General features: G+C 61.1%; 13 protein-coding genes and 1 pseudogene. 11 read left to right on the top strand and 3 right to left on the bottom strand.

Translation table 11 applies throughout. The annotated features are described in order from the left end of the window. The first annotated feature begins 7 nt into the window (after window positions 1–7). The 6 genes from H559_RS0109650 to H559_RS0109675 all read left to right on the top strand — a co-directional run bounded on the left by H559_RS0109650 (window position 8) and on the right by H559_RS0109675 (window position 7,989). Window positions 8–517, top strand: a complete 510-nt coding sequence (locus H559_RS0109650) for an RNA pyrophosphohydrolase (protein WP_028452538.1) — start codon at window positions 8–10, stop codon at window positions 515–517. Continuing rightward, entirely contained in the window at window positions 507–2,123 is a 1,617-nt protein-coding gene (locus H559_RS19750) for a sensor histidine kinase (RefSeq protein WP_162143317.1), read from the top strand. The genes H559_RS0109650 and H559_RS19750 overlap by 11 nt, the downstream gene beginning before the upstream one ends. Then, complete coding sequence (locus H559_RS0109660; RefSeq protein ID WP_028452539.1) at window positions 2,101–3,468, top strand: sigma-54-dependent transcriptional regulator; 1,368 nt, start codon at window positions 2,101–2,103, stop codon at window positions 3,466–3,468. The genes H559_RS19750 and H559_RS0109660 overlap by 23 nt, the downstream gene beginning before the upstream one ends. Then, window positions 3,468–4,079, top strand: a complete 612-nt coding sequence (ampD, locus tag H559_RS0109665; RefSeq protein ID WP_051279226.1) for a 1,6-anhydro-N-acetylmuramyl-L-alanine amidase AmpD — start codon at window positions 3,468–3,470, stop codon at window positions 4,077–4,079. Before H559_RS0109660 ends, ampD begins: the two co-directional genes overlap by 1 nt. Window positions 4,080–4,209: 130 nt before the next feature. Continuing rightward, a complete protein-coding gene (locus H559_RS0109670) occupies window positions 4,210–6,102 on the top strand; it encodes a potassium transporter Kup (protein ID WP_051279228.1) in 1,893 nt (630 codons plus the stop codon). Window positions 6,103–6,237: 135 nt separating this feature from the next. Continuing rightward, entirely contained in the window at window positions 6,238–7,989 is a 1,752-nt protein-coding gene (locus H559_RS0109675; RefSeq protein WP_051279230.1) for a GspE/PulE family protein, read from the top strand. Window positions 7,990–8,000: 11 nt separating this feature from the next. Here H559_RS0109675 and H559_RS19755 read toward each other — a convergent pair. The 3 genes and pseudogenes from H559_RS19755 to H559_RS0109690 form a co-directional block, all read right to left on the bottom strand. Continuing rightward, window positions 8,001–8,995: pseudogene (locus H559_RS19755) on the bottom strand (IS481 family transposase). Between the two features lie 262 nt (window positions 8,996–9,257). Next, window positions 9,258–9,917, bottom strand: a complete 660-nt coding sequence (locus H559_RS0109685) for an SGNH/GDSL hydrolase family protein (protein ID WP_028452543.1) — start codon at window positions 9,915–9,917, stop codon at window positions 9,258–9,260. A gap of 136 nt (window positions 9,918–10,053) precedes the next feature. Next, window positions 10,054–11,664: a phosphoethanolamine transferase gene (locus H559_RS0109690; protein WP_028452544.1), complete on the bottom strand. Its 1,611-nt coding sequence runs from the start codon at window positions 11,662–11,664 to the stop codon at window positions 10,054–10,056. Window positions 11,665–11,960: 296 nt separating this feature from the next. On the opposite strand from H559_RS0109690, the gene H559_RS0109695 reads away from it, so the two are divergent. From H559_RS0109695 to H559_RS0109715, 5 genes are all read left to right on the top strand, one after another. Continuing rightward, a complete protein-coding gene (locus H559_RS0109695) occupies window positions 11,961–12,371 on the top strand; it encodes a hypothetical protein (protein ID WP_028452545.1) in 411 nt (136 codons plus the stop codon). 60 nt (window positions 12,372–12,431) lie between these two features. Further along, on the top strand, window positions 12,432–12,836 hold the full coding sequence (locus tag H559_RS0109700) for a hypothetical protein (RefSeq protein ID WP_028452546.1): 405 nt from the start codon (window positions 12,432–12,434) through the stop codon (window positions 12,834–12,836). A 205-nt stretch (window positions 12,837–13,041) separates the two neighbouring features. After that, window positions 13,042–14,256 (top strand): DNA (cytosine-5-)-methyltransferase, encoded by a 1,215-nt coding sequence (gene dcm, locus H559_RS19760; RefSeq protein WP_051279232.1) that lies wholly within the window; start codon window positions 13,042–13,044, stop codon window positions 14,254–14,256. Between the two features lie 8 nt (window positions 14,257–14,264). Further along, the gene (locus H559_RS0109710) at window positions 14,265–14,753 is read left to right on the top strand and encodes a very short patch repair endonuclease (RefSeq protein ID WP_028452547.1); all 489 of its coding nucleotides are present in this window, start codon (window positions 14,265–14,267) and stop codon (window positions 14,751–14,753) included. Next, on the top strand, window positions 14,735–15,979 hold the full coding sequence (locus H559_RS0109715) for a type II restriction endonuclease (protein WP_028452548.1): 1,245 nt from the start codon (window positions 14,735–14,737) through the stop codon (window positions 15,977–15,979). Before H559_RS0109710 ends, H559_RS0109715 begins: the two co-directional genes overlap by 19 nt. Window positions 15,980–16,080 lie beyond the last annotated feature (101 nt).

Below are 16,080 nucleotides of genomic sequence, written 5' to 3' on the forward strand. Positions count from 1 at the left end.
AGTAACCATGCTCGATCGTGACGGCTATCGGCCTAACGTCGGCATTGTCATACTCAACCGCCAGAATCAGGTGTTCTGGGGGAAGCGGGTGCGCGAGCACTCGTGGCAGTTCCCGCAGGGCGGGATCAAGCACGGCGAAACGCCAGAGCAAGCCATGTACCGTGAACTGGCCGAGGAAGTCGGCCTGTTGCCCGAACATGTGCAGATTCTGGGGCGCACGCGCGACTGGCTGAAGTATGACGTGCCTACCAACTGGGTGCGCCGCGAATGGCGGGGCACTTACCGGGGCCAGAAGCAGATCTGGTTCCTGCTGCGCCTCACCGGCCGTGATGCCGATGTGTGCCTGCGGCGTACCAGTCATCCGGAATTCGACGCCTGGCGCTGGAGCGATTACTGGCTGCCGCTGGACTCGGTGATCGAATTCAAGCGTGGCGTGTATGAGGCGGCACTCTCCGAGCTCGCCCGTTTCGTGGAGGGCATGGCGCGGCAGCATGGCGGAAGCGCCGGTGCCCGCTGAAGCCGGTTCTGCGCTTTCGGCGCAAGACGCCGAGAAGATCGCCAGCGAAGCCCGCTGGCGATCGCTGAGGCTCTTCAACGGTTTCCGCCTGCTGGTCGTGCTGGGTCTGGCGCTTGGCCTGCAGCTACGCGTCGGCACCCAGACCCTCGAATCGGCACAGCTGACCCTGCTGATCGTGATGCTGATGGCGTATGCCACGGTGTCCTGCCTGTATTTCTTCACGATAGTCTGGCGCCGGCCGCGTTTTTCCTTCCAGCTTACTGCCCAGGTGTCGATCGACATCGTCTTCATCGTGCTTCTCATGCACACGATGGGGGGCATACGCAGCGGGCTTGGCATGTTGCTGCTGCCCTATCTGGCCGCTGCCGGGCTCATTTCGCGCGGGCGCATGACGCTGTTCCATGCCGCGCTGGCCACACTTGCCTTGCTGGGCGAGTCGATCTGGAAGGCATGGACAACTGAGGGCAGCATCTATGCCGACTATTTCTCGCCTGCCTTGCTGTGCCTGGCTTCGTTTGCAGTGGCCTGGCTCGCGCACCGGTTGGCGCGCTTTGCCGAAGAGAACCGCGCACTGGCGGAAAAGCGCGGGCTTGATCTGGCCAATCTGGCCAAGTTGAACGAGCGAATTCTGCAGGATGTCTCCGATGGCGTGCTGGTGGTCGATGCGCTCGACATCGTGCACCAGTACAACGAACAGATCGTGCGGCTGGGATCGATACCTCCGCAGCGCGGCGAGCTGCTGGAACACTGGTCGCCGGCCCTGGCCGCCCGGCTGGCACAATGGCGTGACGGCGAGTGGAGCCAAGCCGCGCTGCTGCAATTGCAGCGCAAGACACTGCGCCCGCGCTTTCTGGCACTGGGGGCAGATCGCGAAGGCAATGTGCTGATCTATCTGGAAGACATGGACAAGCTGCGCCGCGAAGCGCAGCAGCTCAAGCTGGCCGCACTTGGCCGTCTGACCGCCAACCTGGCGCATGAAATCCGCAACCCGCTGGGCGCCATTGCCCATGCGGCCCAGCTCCTGCAGGAAGAAGGCGAGGATAATCCGATGATAGGGCGGCTGACCCGCATCATCGATGACAATGCCCGCCGACTTGATCATATGGTCAGCGATGTGCTCGAACTCAATCGCCGTGACCGCGTGCGTCGGGTCGATCTCGTGCTGGAAGAATGGTTGCCGGCCTTTATCGAATCGTTTACGCAGCAGGAGGGCATCACGGTCAGCCTGCCGGTGAGCGGTGGTGTGCCGCACCACGTCCGTTTCGACGCAGGGCAATTGCAGCAGGTGCTGTGGAATCTCACACGCAATGGCTGGCGGTATTGCAGCAAGCAGCCGGGCAGCCTGCGTTTCGTGTTGGGTGAAAGTGATGGCTACCCTGTGCTGGACGTGGTCAATGATGGCCCGCCGGTGCCGCCGGATGCGCTGCATCAGTTGTTTGAGCCATTTTTCACGACCGACGCCAAGGGCACCGGGCTCGGCCTGTATATCGCGCGCGAAATCTGCGCAGCCAATGGTGCCAGTCTGGAATACCTGTCGCCAGCAGATGGCGGAGCGTGTTTCCGGATACTGTTTGGAGTGGTGGATGCAGAAAAAGACGAGGAATGACCGCAGGGTGCTGGTGGTTGATGACGAGCGTGATCTGGCTGACCTGCTGGAGCTGACTCTCATCAAGATGGGGCTGGCGGTCGACAAGGCCAATGGCGTCAACGAGGCCCGTGCACTGATCGCCGCCAACGAGTATGACCTCTGCCTGACCGACATGCGCATGCCCGATGGTGACGGCCTGGACGTGCTGAAAGCGACGCAGGCCGCCGGACACGATACGCCGGTGGCGATGATTACCGCCTATGGCAGCACCGAAAGTGCCGTGGCCGCGCTCAAGCAGGGCGCATTCGATTACCTGGCCAAGCCGGTGGCGCTGGAACAGCTGCGCACGCTGGTGAAGTCCGCGCTGAAACTGGATGCTGCGCCCGCCAGCACCACGCCGGCCGCGCGCGATGGCGAGGGCAGCCTGCTGGTAGGCAACTCCCCTCCCTTACAGCATGCACTGCAGCTGATCGACAAGCTGTCGCGCAATCAGGCGCCGGTCTATATCACCGGCGAATCCGGCTCGGGCAAGGAGCGCGCCGCGCGGATGATCCATTACCGCTCCACGCGCAGCAGCCAGCCTTTTGTGGCGGTGAACTGCGGCGCGATCCCGGAAAACCTGATGGAGAGCGAATTCTTCGGCTACCGCAAGGGCGCGTTTACCGGCGCCAACGAAGACCGCGGCGGCTTTTTCCAGGCTGCGCATGGCGGTACGCTGTTTCTGGACGAGGTGGCGGATCTGCCGCTGGCCATGCAGGTCAAGCTGCTGCGTGCCATCCAGGAGCGCAAGGTCAGAAAAGTGGGGGCGACGCAGGAAGAGGATGTCGATGTGCGCATCATTTCGGCCACGCACCAGAATCTCGGCAAGTGCGTCGAAGCTGGCAAGTTCCGCCAGGATCTGTTCTACCGCCTCAACGTGATCGAGCTGCGCATGCCCAGCCTGCGCGAAATGGGCGGGGACGTGCTGACGATTGCCCGCCAACTGCTCATCCGCCTGGCCGAGCGTAACGGCTGCCCGGTCCCGGAGCTGAGCGAGGCTGCAGTACTGGCCTTGCGGCAGTATTCCTTCCCCGGCAATGTGCGCGAGCTGGAGAACGTGCTCGAACGTGCGCTGGCGCTGTCCGACGGGCAGCTGATTGCTCCCGAGGACCTGCAGCTCAGCACTCCCGATGAAATGACCGCGCCCGAGCGTGGCGACATGGCGGGCTGCTTTCCGCTGCAGGACTACCTCGACCGCACCGAGAAAAATGCCATCCTGCAAGCGCTGGAGCAGACCGGCGGCAACCGCACGCAGGCCGCCAAGGTGCTGGGTGTGACCTTCCGCAGCTTGCGCTACCGCATGGAAAGGCTGGGTATGTCGTGATGGCCTTTTTAGATAAAGGGTTTCAGAGCGATACTCTTGGTGAGTATGTGATCGACGCGGATGGCTGGTGTGTCGCTGCCCGCCGGGTGCCCAGCCCGAACTGCAATCCGCGCCCGAAAGGGCAGGATGTCGAACTGGTGGTGATCCACAATATTCACCTGCCACCGGGCAAGCCGTTTGGCGGTGCTGATGTCGAGCGCCTTTTCACCAATACGCTGGATCGTGGCGCCCATCCGTCCTACCCGCAACTGGCCGAGCTGCGTGTCAGTGCGCATTTTTTTCTGCGCCGGAATGGCGAACTGCTGCAGTTCGTGCCGACAATCGCGCGAGCCTGGCATGCCGGCGTGTCGAGCTGGCAAGGGCGCTCCGGCTGCAATGACTTCTCGGTGGGCATCGAACTGGAAGGCTCCGATTTCATTGCATTCACTTCCGCACAGTATGCGGTGCTCGATGCCTTGCTGGCCGCGCTGGCGCAGCGTCATCCGCTGCGTGCTGTGGCCGGACACTCCGACATTGCGCCGGGACGCAAGACTGATCCGGGGCCGTTTTTCGACTGGCCGCGCGCGTCACGAGATCTGGCAAAACTGCTTGATTTTCCGCATAAAAACTGACGATCCGCTGTCCGTCAGGTGGAAGGTGGCAACTTGTGCTGCATTGCCGCAACAGTCGGTCTAGAATCGGCAGCATGCCGCTGGCGCGGCGGTATAATCCGCGCCTCTTTGCAAACCGGATGGCAGCTTCATGGCCGATACCCACAACCCGCAGCAGTCCAGCCTGCGCGCGCTTTCGCTGGCCGCGCTGGGTGTCGTTTACGGCGACATCGGTACCAGTCCGCTCTATACGCTGAAGGAGTGCTTCAATGGCCATGTGCCGCTGACGCTGGATGCCTTCAATGTACTGGGCATCCTCTCGCTGGTGTTCTGGTCGCTGATGCTGGTCGTGTCTTTGAAGTATGTGGCCATCGTGCTGCGCAATGACAATCGTGGCGAAGGCGGGATTCTGGCGCTGATGGCGCTGGCCCTGCGTGCCTCCAGCGGCAAGCCGCACCTCACCATGGCCGTGATCCTCTGCGGCATTTTCGGTGCCTCGCTGTTCTATGGTGAAACCATCATTACGCCGGCGATTTCCGTGCTTTCGGCACTGGAAGGCGTCAGCGTGGTCTCGAATGCTTTCGATCCCTACATCATCCCCTGTGCCATTCTGCTGATGATCGGCCTGTTTGCCATGCAGTCGCATGGTACGGCAACGGTCGGCAAGCTGTTCGGGCCGGTGATGACGGTCTGGTTCATCACGCTGGCGGTGCTGGGCATCATCAACATCATCAAATCTCCCGATGTGCTGGCTGCGATCAACCCGTGGTTTGCCTTCCATTTCTTTGCGGCACACCCCTGGATCAGCTTCGTGCTGATGGGGGCGGTGGTGCTGTGCATTACCGGTGCCGAGGCACTGTATGCAGACATGGGGCACTTCGGCCGCCCCGCCATCCGCATTGCCTGGTTCGGACTGGTGCTGCCTTCGCTGGTGCTGAATTACTTCGGCCAGGGGGCGCTGCTGCTGCATAATCCGGCCGCCATTTCCAACCCCTTCTTCCTGCTGGCGCCGGACTGGGCGCAGCTGCCGCTGGTCGGGCTGGCTACCGTGGCGACGATCATCGCCTCGCAGGCGGTGATTTCCGGCGCGTATTCGATGACCAGCCAGGCTGTACAGCTGGGCTTCAGCCCGCGCCTCGACGTGCGCCACACCTCCGAGCGCGAGATCGGGCAGATCTACATTCCGCAGATCAACTGGTTTTTGCTTGGCTCGGTCATTCTGCTTCTGCTGATGTTCCGCTCGTCGAGCAATCTGGCCGCGGCTTATGGCCTGTCGGTGACCTGCACGATGGTGATGACGTCGGTGCTGTGCTTTGTCGTCCTGGGCCACAAGCTGACCGGCTGGAAACGCATGGCCGTCTTTGCCGTGCTGGCCTGCCTGCTGCTGATTGATCTGCTGTTCCTTGCTGCCAATACGCTCAAGATTCATGCCGGCGGCTGGGTGCCGCTGGTCATCGGCCTCTTGGTCTTCACGCTGATGACGACCTGGAAACGCGGCCGCACGCTGCTCTACGAGAAGCTGCGCGAGGGCGAAATGCCGCTGGCCGGCTTTGTCGAGGCGCTGGAAAGTGGCGGTACGCAGCGCGTGGAAGGCACCGCCATTTTCATGACGACCAGCAGCGATTCGGTACCGCATGCCCTCCTGCATAATCTGAAGCACAACAAGGTACTGCACGAGCAGGTGGTGTTCATGACGCTGACGACCGACGACGTGCCGCATGTGCCGCGGCGCGAGCAGGTGGCGGTCAGGCGGCTGGGCAAATCCTTCTTCCAGGTGATCGTCACATCCGGTTTCAAGGATGAGCCCTCGGTTCCCTCGGTCATCGAACAGTTGCGCAACCTGCAGCCCGAGCTGAATCTGGACGACATGCAGGTTTCCTTCTTCCTCAGTCGTGAAACCATTGTCGAGGCTGCATATCCGGCGATGGCCTGGTGGCGCCGGCGCCTGTTCAGCCTGATGATGCGCAACGCCACGCGCGTGACCAGCTTCTTCCGCATTCCACCCAACCGGGTTGTCGAGATGGGGATGCAGGTCGAGCTCTGATCCTCCACAATGCCACGCCACCTCCGGGTGGCGTTGTCATTTGCCCAGCCGCCTGCCCCGCTTTTTGCCGTAACGCCCTTGTTGCAGCGCAGCGCGTGACCTACCCAGAAAGGAAGAGGCAGACGGGAGAGCAGCATGGGCGCGGAAAACGGATCGTTGCGGCCGCTCAATGATGAAGCGGATTTGCGGGCCTATCTCGAAAAGGCGCATGACCTGGTGCTCAAACCTATTGGCACCCTGCTGCTGGATGAGGGGCTCATTACCCCGCTGGACCTGGAAAAGGCGGTTGCCCGCCAGAAGAGCCAGCCGGGTTTGCGTCTTGGCACCGCACTCATCGAGCAAGGCGCACTGGAAGAGCACACGCTCAGCCTGATTCTGCACAAGCAGCTGGGCGTGCCGCACATCAGGCTGGAGCAGTTTTCCCTGTCCGAGCCGCTGATCCGCCGCCTGCCGGCGATGATCGCGCGCACGCACCAGCTGCTGCCAATTCTTGAACTCCCTGGTGTGGTCGTGCTCGCCGGCAGCCAGCTGCCGGCCCAGGATGCCTATGATCAGCTGCGCTTCATCCTGCAGAAACCGGTGCTGGTCGTGCTGGCCGACCGGGCGCCGCTCCTTGAGCGCATCCGCCTGCATTACGACCCGATCGAAGACCACCTGGAGGCTGAAGCCAGGGAAGCCAGCGTGCGGCAAGATGACCAGGAAGACCAGCGCGTCTGGCAGGAAGCCGAGTTCCAGGCCAAGCAGAAACCTGTCGTCAAACTGGTGGACTCATTTATCCGCGAGGCCATGCGCGCACGCGCATCCGATCTGCACATTCGGCCACGGCGCGAGAATGTCGAGCTGGCACTACGCGTTGACGGCGAGCTGCGCACGCAGCGCCTGTTCGAGCGTCACCTGCTGCCGGCGGTCGTCAGCCGGATCAAAATTCTGGCCTCGCTCAACATCGCCGAGCGGCGCCTGCCGCAAGATGGCCGCATTGCGCTGATCATCGATGAGCGCGAGCTGGACCTGCGTGTCTCCATCATGCCCACACCCTACGGTGAGAACGTCGTCATCCGCCTGCTGAACCCGCACAGTGCGGTGCGCACTTTCGACCAGATCGGCTACAGCCCGGATGACCTGCAGAAGCTCGACGAGCTGATCCATCACGAAAGCGGCATGGTGCTGGTGACCGGCCCGACCGGTTCGGGCAAGACCACCACGCTCTACGCCATGCTGCAGCAGATTTCACGCGCCGGCCTCAATATCGTCACCATCGAAGACCCGATCGAATACCACCTGCCGAACATGGTACAGATCCAGTTGCTGGCGAGTCAGGGCTTCGGCTTCCCGCAAACGCTGCGCCATGTGCTGCGGCAGGACCCGGATGTGATCATGGTCGGCGAAATCCGTGACTCTGAGACGGCGCAGATGGCTGTCGAGGCGGCGCTGACCGGCCACCTAGTCTTCAGCACCCTGCACACCACATCCGCCTGCGGCGCGATTTCCCGTCTGCTCGAGCTGGGCATCACCCCCCAGCTGCTGAAAACCTCGCTGCTGGGGGTGCTGGCACAGCGGCTGGTACGGCAGAACTGCCCGAATTGCCGGGCGCAGGAAAAAATCCCGCCACTCATCGCCAGGCGGCTGGGGCTGACCGATCTCACACCCTTTGAAAAGGGACTGGGCTGCAAGGTTTGCGATGGCTACGGCTACCTTGGCCGCCGCGCCGTCTATGAATTGCTGGAGCCCGACGACGAAGTGCGCGAATGCTTTGTGCCCACGCTGTCCGAGCGGCAACTGCACCAGAAGGCGGCAGACGCCGGCATGCGCTTCATGCTCGGGCATGGTCTGGAGCTGGCGCAGCAGGGGCTGGTATCGCTTACCGAGGTCTACCGCGCCTGCGCGTGAGGTCCATACCATTAACAATGCTGTGCTGGATTCATGATGTCCTGTCCCGCTCGATTGATTACACGCTTTTTGAATAACTCGGGCCTTTGCTGCTGCCACTGCTTCATCGCTTGAAGGGGGATTGGTGCTGTAGCGCCCGCTGTGGCAAATGCTGGTTGTAGAGCCAGACATAGCGCGTCAGCGTCTGCGCCAGATCCTCCGCTGAGTCGAAGCGGTGCGTGGCCAGCACCTCGCTGATCCGGCCATTGAAGCGCTCCACCATCCCATTCGTTTGCGGATGGCGTGGTTTCGTCAGGCGATGTCCAATGTCCAGTACGGCACACAGCCGGTCGAACTCATCTTCGCCACTGGCCTGCTTTTGCTTGTTGAACAGCCGATCCGTGAACTGGCTGCCGTTGTCGCTCAGCACTGTACGAATCCGAAACGGTGCCCCCTTGTTCAAGGCGGCCAGAAATGCCTGTGCCGCTGCCGCCGTCTTGTGCGGCCGGATCTGCACAAACACCCAGCGGGTGGCACGATCAATGGCAACAAACAGATAGCGTCGCGCCGTTTCATCCGGCATTTGCGGCAGGTACTTCACATCCACATGCACAAACCCGGGTTCATAAGCTTTGAACGGCTTCCCCTTGTCCGGGCATGCCGGTGGCTCGAGGTCCCGCAGGCGACTGACGCCATGGCGGGCCAGGCAACGGCCAAGGCCGGCTCGCGAGACCGAGGGATTAAGGAATTCGCGCACGACAACCAGCAAATCATCCAGAGCCAGATGCAGCAGCTTGCGGAGTTCGACGACGACGCACTCTTGGGCGGGTGTCAGTGTGGTTTGCAGATGATGCGCGGTGTGTGATTCATCGTGCTCCGAGCTGCGCCGGCGCCATTTGGCAATGGTGGGCTTGCTGACACCATAGCGGCGTGCCAGTTCGGCATCGGTGATGGCGGCCGGTGCGGCCTGGATTTCGGCACGAACAGCCGGAGTGGTACGGGCGCGCCCGTGCAGACGGAGATTCATTGGCCTGACCTGGAGATCGACGTGCAGAGCGTACCCAAAACCGAGCGTGCCAGATAGAGTCGCCAACTGCGGAGAGGTAAATTATGATCCGAGACCAGACACGTAATCAGTAGGTCGGGTGTTCGATTCACCTTTGCGGCACCACGAAAATCAAGGGGTTGGCGTTGTTGCGCTGGCCCCTTTTTCGTTCATCCCAACGCCACCCCAACATTTCTTATCGTGACCGTAGTGAAATCGTGCGGCGGCGGGTTCCCTGTGTTGATCAGGGCACAAAGAGCTGGCAGCTGGGCGCGGCGGAGTCGAATACGCCCAGGGCACGGAACAGCGTGTGTGCGATCAGCACATGTCCGTGCGCGTTCGGGTGAAAGGCATCGGCCATATACCAGTGCTGGCGGTCGCTACGGGCTTGCCATTCCGCCGCGTGGTCGACCAGAGGCACGGCGAGTTCAGCCGCCAGCGCCCGCATCGCCGCGTTGTAGGCGGGCAGGCTTTCGCCGCGCTCGGGCGCCAGCCCCGGCCAGACGGGGGTGGACGTCTGCAGCACTACCTGCCCGCCCCAGCCGCGCACCTCGGTAACCATCGCCGCCAGATTGCTGCGGAATTCGTCCAGCGCGATGAACTGGCCTTCCTCGCGCCGTGTGTTGCAGTCGTTCATCCCTGCCATCAGCCACAGCACATCGGGGCGAAAACGCGTCACACGCAGCGCGAAATGCTCGCGCATCTGTCGCGTGTTCAGCCCCGAATACGCGGTATTGAGCACCACATCATCGGCGCGGCCCAGCTCGAAGCGTACGCGCTCGGTGAAATGCTCGGCAAAGCAGCGCGCGCCAAAGGTGTGCAGAATGCCGTGCGTGATGCTGTCGCCATAGAAAACATGAGTGAGCGGGGTATCGGCCTGCAGCAAGGAAGACAAGGCGGTCATGGCGTGATCCTGTGGTGGGTATGGCGCCATTTTAGGCCTGTGTGCCTGGCTGGTTTTTCCGCCGCTTGCGCAATGCGAGGTCAGCGTTTGCCTGCACCCCCAGCTTCATCCGGCAGATCGCCTGCCATTCGCAGTGCTAGCGGTGGAAATCCACCGTTACCGGCAGCGTCGGCGCCTGCCAGTGGTAGCCGGGCGAGAGCACATCGCGTTCCGGCCGGGCGCCGGACCAAGCCAGCCCCAGCAGGGCGGTGATGCTGTAGCCTAGCCAGTCGGCACGGACCGGTTCGCCAGTCGCGGCTGGCTGCGTGCCCGGGTGGGATTGCCACAGCAGCAGCGGGATGCGGTAACCGCTGGCGGTCATGGGGCTGTGACCGGCGTGGTTGCTTTCCTGCCCCACCTCCTGCCCGTGGTCGGACAAATACAGCCACACCCGCTTGCCGCGGGCCTGCAGCACATGCTCCAGCGTGCCGGCCAGCACGCGGTCGTGGTAGTGGATGGCCGCGTCATAGTCATTGCGCAGGCCGCGCAGCCAGCCGGGGCGGCCGGCGGCCTGCATGCTGGCCATCACCGCATCCGCCGCGCCACTGAAAGGGTTGTCGCCCGCCGGGTAGCGCAGGCGGTAATGCGGGTGGGCGCCCAGCAGGTGAATCACCACCAGCTTGCGGTGGGCCGGGTCGGCCAGTGCGGCGGCCAGCTCCGGCAACACCACACCGTCGGGCTGGCCGCCGGAGCGTCCCGGTGACTGGTTGACCATGCGTACCTGCTGCGCCAGCCGGGCGTGTTCCTGCTCGATGGCCAGATCGGCGTGATTGCCGATCCACCACACGCGGTAGCCCGCCGCCCGCGCCAGTGCCAGCAGATGCGGCGCATCCGGCTGATCCGGCGTGCCGAACTGGAACAGATTGCGCAGTGCCGGCACGGTGGACGCATCCACCGACCAGGCATGACGGAACACCTGCAGCGCCGGCCGGGCGCGCTGCTGCACGGCCTGCAGTTGCGGTGTGGTGGCGCGTGGGTAGCCATACAGCCCGAAATGGTCGCGATTCACGCTATCGGTAATCACCAGCACCAGCGTATCCGGGGCCGCGGCCGTCAGCTCCGGCTGCAGGCGTTCGGCCTGCAGCAGCAGGGCCTGGCGTTCCCCGTCCAGCGTGGCCCATTGCTGCTGCAGCTGCGCCACCTGCTGCAGCCAGCCCGGCCAGAACAGCAGGGGGTGATGGCGTCGCCACGGCTTGCTGGCATAGGCGGCCAGTACGACCGCCAGAATCAGCCCCAGCGCCACGGCCTGCTTCCAGCGCAGCGGCAGTCGGCGCGGCGGCTTGCGCCACCACTGCCACAGGCAGGCCGCCAGCGTGCCGGCGCCCAGCACGCCGGCCAGCGACCAGCCCAGCACCGCCCGCCAGTACATCGCGACAAATTCCGCCGTTTCGCCCGGCGAGGTATTCGCCACCGCGCCCAGCACCATGGCGCTACCCGGCTGCGCCTGATACTGGTCGAGCAAAAAGGCACGCACGATGCCATCCAGCAGAAAGGCCAGCCCGAGCAAGCCCGCCAGCACGGCCTGCAGCGTCCGCCCGCCGCGCGAGGCCAGCGGCCAGCCCAGCCACAGCCAGCCCGGCAACAGCAGTACCAGCATCTGCAGCAGGCGGCGTCCGTCATGGCCGGCTGCCTGTGCGGTACACAGCACTGCCAGCAGCACCAGCAACGGCCAGTGGCGGGGCGAGAGGGCAGGCAGAAAGCGCGGCATGGCAGACGGCAGACAGTAGCGGGCCTGTTCAGACCGGCTCGCTACGACGAAGTTCGGTGCTGCCCCTGCCAGCTTTCCGGTTGCAACTGCTTCGGGGTATGGCCGTATGGATATTATTCAATAAGGGCTGTGGCCTTATCCATTGCCGGGTATTGCTGCCGCCCGCCTGATCAGGGTGAGGCGGTGCCGCGACGCGTGTGAGTCTTGTCATTGCCAGCCATATCCGCGCCCCCTAAAGTGCGGCTTTGCTGTCACAGAGTGACAGCATCCTGCCCCTCTCGCCAAACGGAAAAACGATGTCACGACATGCTGCTGCGCTGCTGCTGGCCAGCCTCTTTTTACTGGGTGGCTGCGCCACGACCTGGAACATGCCAGAGGCAGAAATGCTGGAGGACATTCAGGAACAACTCGCCAAGCCCGACAAGACCATGAGCCTGCTGTGGTACACCGGCTCGGATGACAAGGCGCACATCTTCCACCACGTCCGCACCTATTTCGGCTCCTACCGCATCTATCGGGTGCCGAAATGGAGCATGGCGCTGCCCCGGGAAATCCCCGTCAGCATCGACAGCAAGGACTGGCTCCTGATCGAACAGATTGGCGATGTGCCCCTGTATTTGGGGAAGGAAAACGGCAGCTGGCACCGCAGGCCCTGCCACCCTGTCGAGCAATGCATCCGCCTGCCCGCACCGGCCGCCACGCCCTGACGCGGCAGCACAGGCCGCAAGCTTTCGCCATCAATCACACCCAAGCGCAACCACTCCCCCATGCCGACACGCACGCTTGCCCTGATCCTGCCCGCACTGGCGCTGCTCGCCGCGTGCTCCACCACCATCAACACCGCACCCGCCGGCATGCTGGCCGACATCCAGACCCGCATCGCCATGCCGGACAGCACCCTCAGCTGGCTGTATTACAAGGGCACGGACGCGCGCGGCCACCATTTCGAACACACCCGTGGCATTCTGCGCGGCGGCCAGATTTACGTGCTGCCCGCCTGGAGCCTCACCCTACCCAAGACCCAGCCGCTGAATGAAAGCAGCGACAACTGGCAGCTGGTGTGCGAGCTGGATGGCGTATGGCTATTGCAGCACCGGCAGTCACCCGCCGCCGACTGGGACATCGCCGACCCGCAGCGGTTTAAAGGCTGCTGGCGGCTGAGGCAGGGGTAAGTATGGTGGGTATATCGCTGTAGCTAATCAATTCAAATGGCTTCATTGATATACATTTGTATGTATATTTTGTGTCAAAAACGGTGGTACAAAAAGAGTTGCCGTGCATCGTCCAAAGAGAACAAATGTTCGACATGAATGCGCAAGGTGATTATGATCTGGGCGTTTTGAATGCAAAATGCAGCGAAAATTCCCAGAGGCCAACATGAATCAACGACTCGACCTGACCTATGAATACCTGAATGAGGCGCTGCGTCTCTATCCGAAGGCGGAATTGGCCAGTCGCTTGGGGACTGATAAAGGCACCATTCGGCGCTGGGAAACTCGCGAAAACGAGCCGAAGCCGTATGTTGCAGAGCAGCTTCGGCAGCTCGTTCTGCCTTTCGAGGATCAAGCCAAGACTACTGGCGAGTTTCGTTTTATTGATCTGTTTGCGGGTATCGGTGGCCTGCGGAAGGCTTTCGAACAGATAGGTGGCGACTGTGTGTTTACCAGTGAATGGGATAGCTACGCCCAGACGACCTACAAGGCAAACTACCCCGATCAGCATGCGCTGGCTGGCGATATAACCAAAGTGGAAGCAGGCGCGGTTCCTGACCATGATGTACTGCTGGCGGGTTTTCCTTGTCAGCCTTTCTCCATCGCGGGCGTGTCCAAAAAGAATGCGCTAGGCCGTGCACATGGGTTTGCCGACGAGACGCAAGGCACCCTGTTTTTTGATGTGGCACGAATTATCGCCACGAAGAAGCCCAAAGCATTTTTGCTTGAAAACGTGAAAAATCTCATGTCGCATGACAAGGGGCGCACGTTTGACGTGATTCGCCGCACCCTGACCGACGAACTTGGTTATCACATCCATGTAAAGGTGATTGATGCACAGCATTTTGTGCCGCAGCATCGCGAGCGGATCGTGATTGTGGGCTTTCACAACCGGGTTGATTTTGAGTGGGAAGAGGTTGTTCTGCCGCCGAAAAATCTGGTCACAATGAAAGACATTTTGCACAAGACAGATGGCTCTGAGCCTTGGCTGATTCAGGATGGTGACCGTTACTTTGACCACAAGAACAGGTCCGTACTTGAGAAGTACACATTGACGGACAAGCTGTGGGCCTATTTGCAGAACTATGCCGAGAAGCACCGTGCAAAAGGCAACGGCTTCGGTTTCGGACTGGTTGGGCCGGACAGCGTGGCGCGCACCCTTTCGGCCCGGTATTACAAGGACGGCTCGGAAATCCTGGTTGATCAAGGCCCGAACAAGAACCCTCGCCGCCTGACACCGCGTGAATGTGCCCGCCTGATGGGCTTTGACGACAGCTTTGTGATCCCGGTCTCTGATACCCGCGCCTACAAGCAATTCGGCAATTCGGTAGTGATGCCGGTATTCCATGCCGTGGCGAAAGCCATGAAACCGCTGATCTGAGAGCCGTCATGGCGGACATTGTCGACAAGGCAACCCGCAGCCGTATGATGTCCGGCATCCGCAGCAAGGACACAAAACCGGAAATGCTGATTCGCAAAGCCCTGCACGCGCGGGGCTTTCGTTTTCGCCTGCATGTCAAAGACCTGCCCGGCAAGCCCGATCTGGTTCTGCCCAAGTACAAGGCGGTTATTTTTATCAACGGCTGTTTCTGGCATGGGCATGACTGCCGGTACTTCCGGTTGCCACAGACTCGCACGGAATTCTGGCGAGCCAAGATTGAAGCAAACAGGAAGAGGGATCAGGCGCGATTGGCTGAGTTACAGCAGGGCGGCTGGCGAATTCTGGTTGTTTGGGAGTGTGCGACCAGGAAAATCGCTAGCGAGTCTGGGCAGATTGCGCTCATTGACTGGATCGGAGAATGGCTGATAATGGGCGTCAGTAATTTCCAGATCAACGAGTCAGGTGCCCAGCCCATACCATGTTCAACGACCAGCTAAGCGATTACTTCGAAGGGGTTGCTGCCAAGTACCTGAGCCGCGTCGATGCCATTGATGCTGGATCAAACCAGCATGAGATTGGCGGATTGCCGAAAGCAGGCTTCAAGGCGCACCTTGGCCAGCCAGGCAAAGACAGTGAGTTTCGTTTTCCAGCACGGCAGGTCTATATCCGGGGGCTGGATGAGGAACCAGTGATCGCGGCGAATCCCGTAACTTGGTACGACTGCAGAAGGAAGCAGCCACATCGCGGTCCTGAATACCGCTTGTATTACTTCGACAACCCGGTAACTGCACAACTGGCTCCTGGTGATTTCTTTTTGATCGCAAAGATGCGTGATGGCACCTTGCTGATGGTATTCACCCCTGCAGGCAGCCCTATCGAGTATCAGCTCCGGGCATTGTTCGGGCTTGATGAAGTTGGCGAGCAATTCCGGGCCGGGCGGCTGGATGCGGTAAATCTCTTATTGCCGCTAAGGTGGATGCTCGAACAGTTAGGCATTGAGGTTGATCGGCCTGAAACAACGGATGAAGAATGGCTTGAAAGGTTGCTCAAGATATTTGGTGCAAACCAGTTTCCGGGCACCAGTCATTTTTCAGCGTATGCCCGCAATACTATGCCCATCGAGATTGATCCGTTCAAGCAGCCGGATGATGCCTTGCTTGGCTGGATGGATCATGAAGAAAAGTTGTTTCGCATTTACGAGCGCTATCTGGTTCGGCAGAAATTGCGCGCCGGTTTCGGCGAACATGGTGATGATGTGGATGAATTCATCGCCTTCTCGCTGAGCGTGCAAAATCGCCGGAAATCACGTGTCGGGCATGCCTTTGAAGGGCACCTCGACCATCTCTTCAAGCTGCATGGATTGAAGTTTGAGCAGGGGCGTGGGAAGGGTAAAGTAACTGAGAACAATGCCAAGCCTGATTTCCTTTTCCCCGATTTTGCCAGTTATCACAATCCAGATTTTCCTGCGGCAAGGCTCGCCATGTTGGGTGCCAAAACCACCTGCAAGGATCGCTGGCGGCAGGTCTTGAGCGAGGCTGCACGAATCCCGCGCAAGCATCTTATTACGCTGGAACCGGCAATCAGTGAAGCGCAAACGATGGAAATGAATTCGCATGGAGTGCAACTGATCGTACCGGAAGCCATCCAGCGAACGTACAAACCAGCACAGCGCGAGAAACTTAAGGACGTAGCAGGCTTGATTACAGAGTGTAAGCTTCTTTAAGCGGGTTATCTGGTAAACAGGATTTTATGAGGCGGTTAATTGTTGTGGGCGCTTGAAATGTACGGGTGCACCTACATGTTGAGAAAGGTGCACGTTTTACT

Origin of the sequence: Chitinilyticum aquatile DSM 21506, assembly GCF_000430805.1 — a bacterium.
In the GTDB taxonomy this organism is placed as follows: domain Bacteria; phylum Pseudomonadota; class Gammaproteobacteria; order Burkholderiales; family Chitinibacteraceae; genus Chitinilyticum; species Chitinilyticum aquatile.

Excerpts from the sequence above, each read along its gene's own strand:
- H559_RS0109650 (WP_028452538.1), top strand. The coding sequence starts at position 8 with ATGCTCGATCGTGACGGCTATCGGCCTAACGTCGGCATTGTCATACTC.
- H559_RS0109660 (WP_028452539.1), top strand. The coding sequence starts at position 2,101 with ATGCAGAAAAAGACGAGGAATGACCGCAGGGTGCTGGTGGTTGATGAC.
- ampD (WP_051279226.1), top strand. The coding sequence starts at position 3,468 with ATGGCCTTTTTAGATAAAGGGTTTCAGAGCGATACTCTTGGTGAGTAT.
- H559_RS0109670 (WP_051279228.1), top strand. The coding sequence starts at position 4,210 with ATGGCCGATACCCACAACCCGCAGCAGTCCAGCCTGCGCGCGCTTTCG.
- H559_RS0109675 (WP_051279230.1), top strand. The coding sequence starts at position 6,238 with ATGGGCGCGGAAAACGGATCGTTGCGGCCGCTCAATGATGAAGCGGAT.
- H559_RS0109685 (WP_028452543.1), bottom strand. The coding sequence starts at position 9,917 with ATGACCGCCTTGTCTTCCTTGCTGCAGGCCGATACCCCGCTCACTCAT.
- H559_RS0109690 (WP_028452544.1), bottom strand. The coding sequence starts at position 11,664 with ATGCCGCGCTTTCTGCCTGCCCTCTCGCCCCGCCACTGGCCGTTGCTG.
- H559_RS0109695 (WP_028452545.1), top strand. The coding sequence starts at position 11,961 with ATGTCACGACATGCTGCTGCGCTGCTGCTGGCCAGCCTCTTTTTACTG.
- H559_RS0109700 (WP_028452546.1), top strand. The coding sequence starts at position 12,432 with ATGCCGACACGCACGCTTGCCCTGATCCTGCCCGCACTGGCGCTGCTC.
- dcm (WP_051279232.1), top strand. The coding sequence starts at position 13,042 with ATGAATCAACGACTCGACCTGACCTATGAATACCTGAATGAGGCGCTG.
- H559_RS0109710 (WP_028452547.1), top strand. The coding sequence starts at position 14,265 with ATGGCGGACATTGTCGACAAGGCAACCCGCAGCCGTATGATGTCCGGC.
- H559_RS0109715 (WP_028452548.1), top strand. The coding sequence starts at position 14,735 with ATGTTCAACGACCAGCTAAGCGATTACTTCGAAGGGGTTGCTGCCAAG.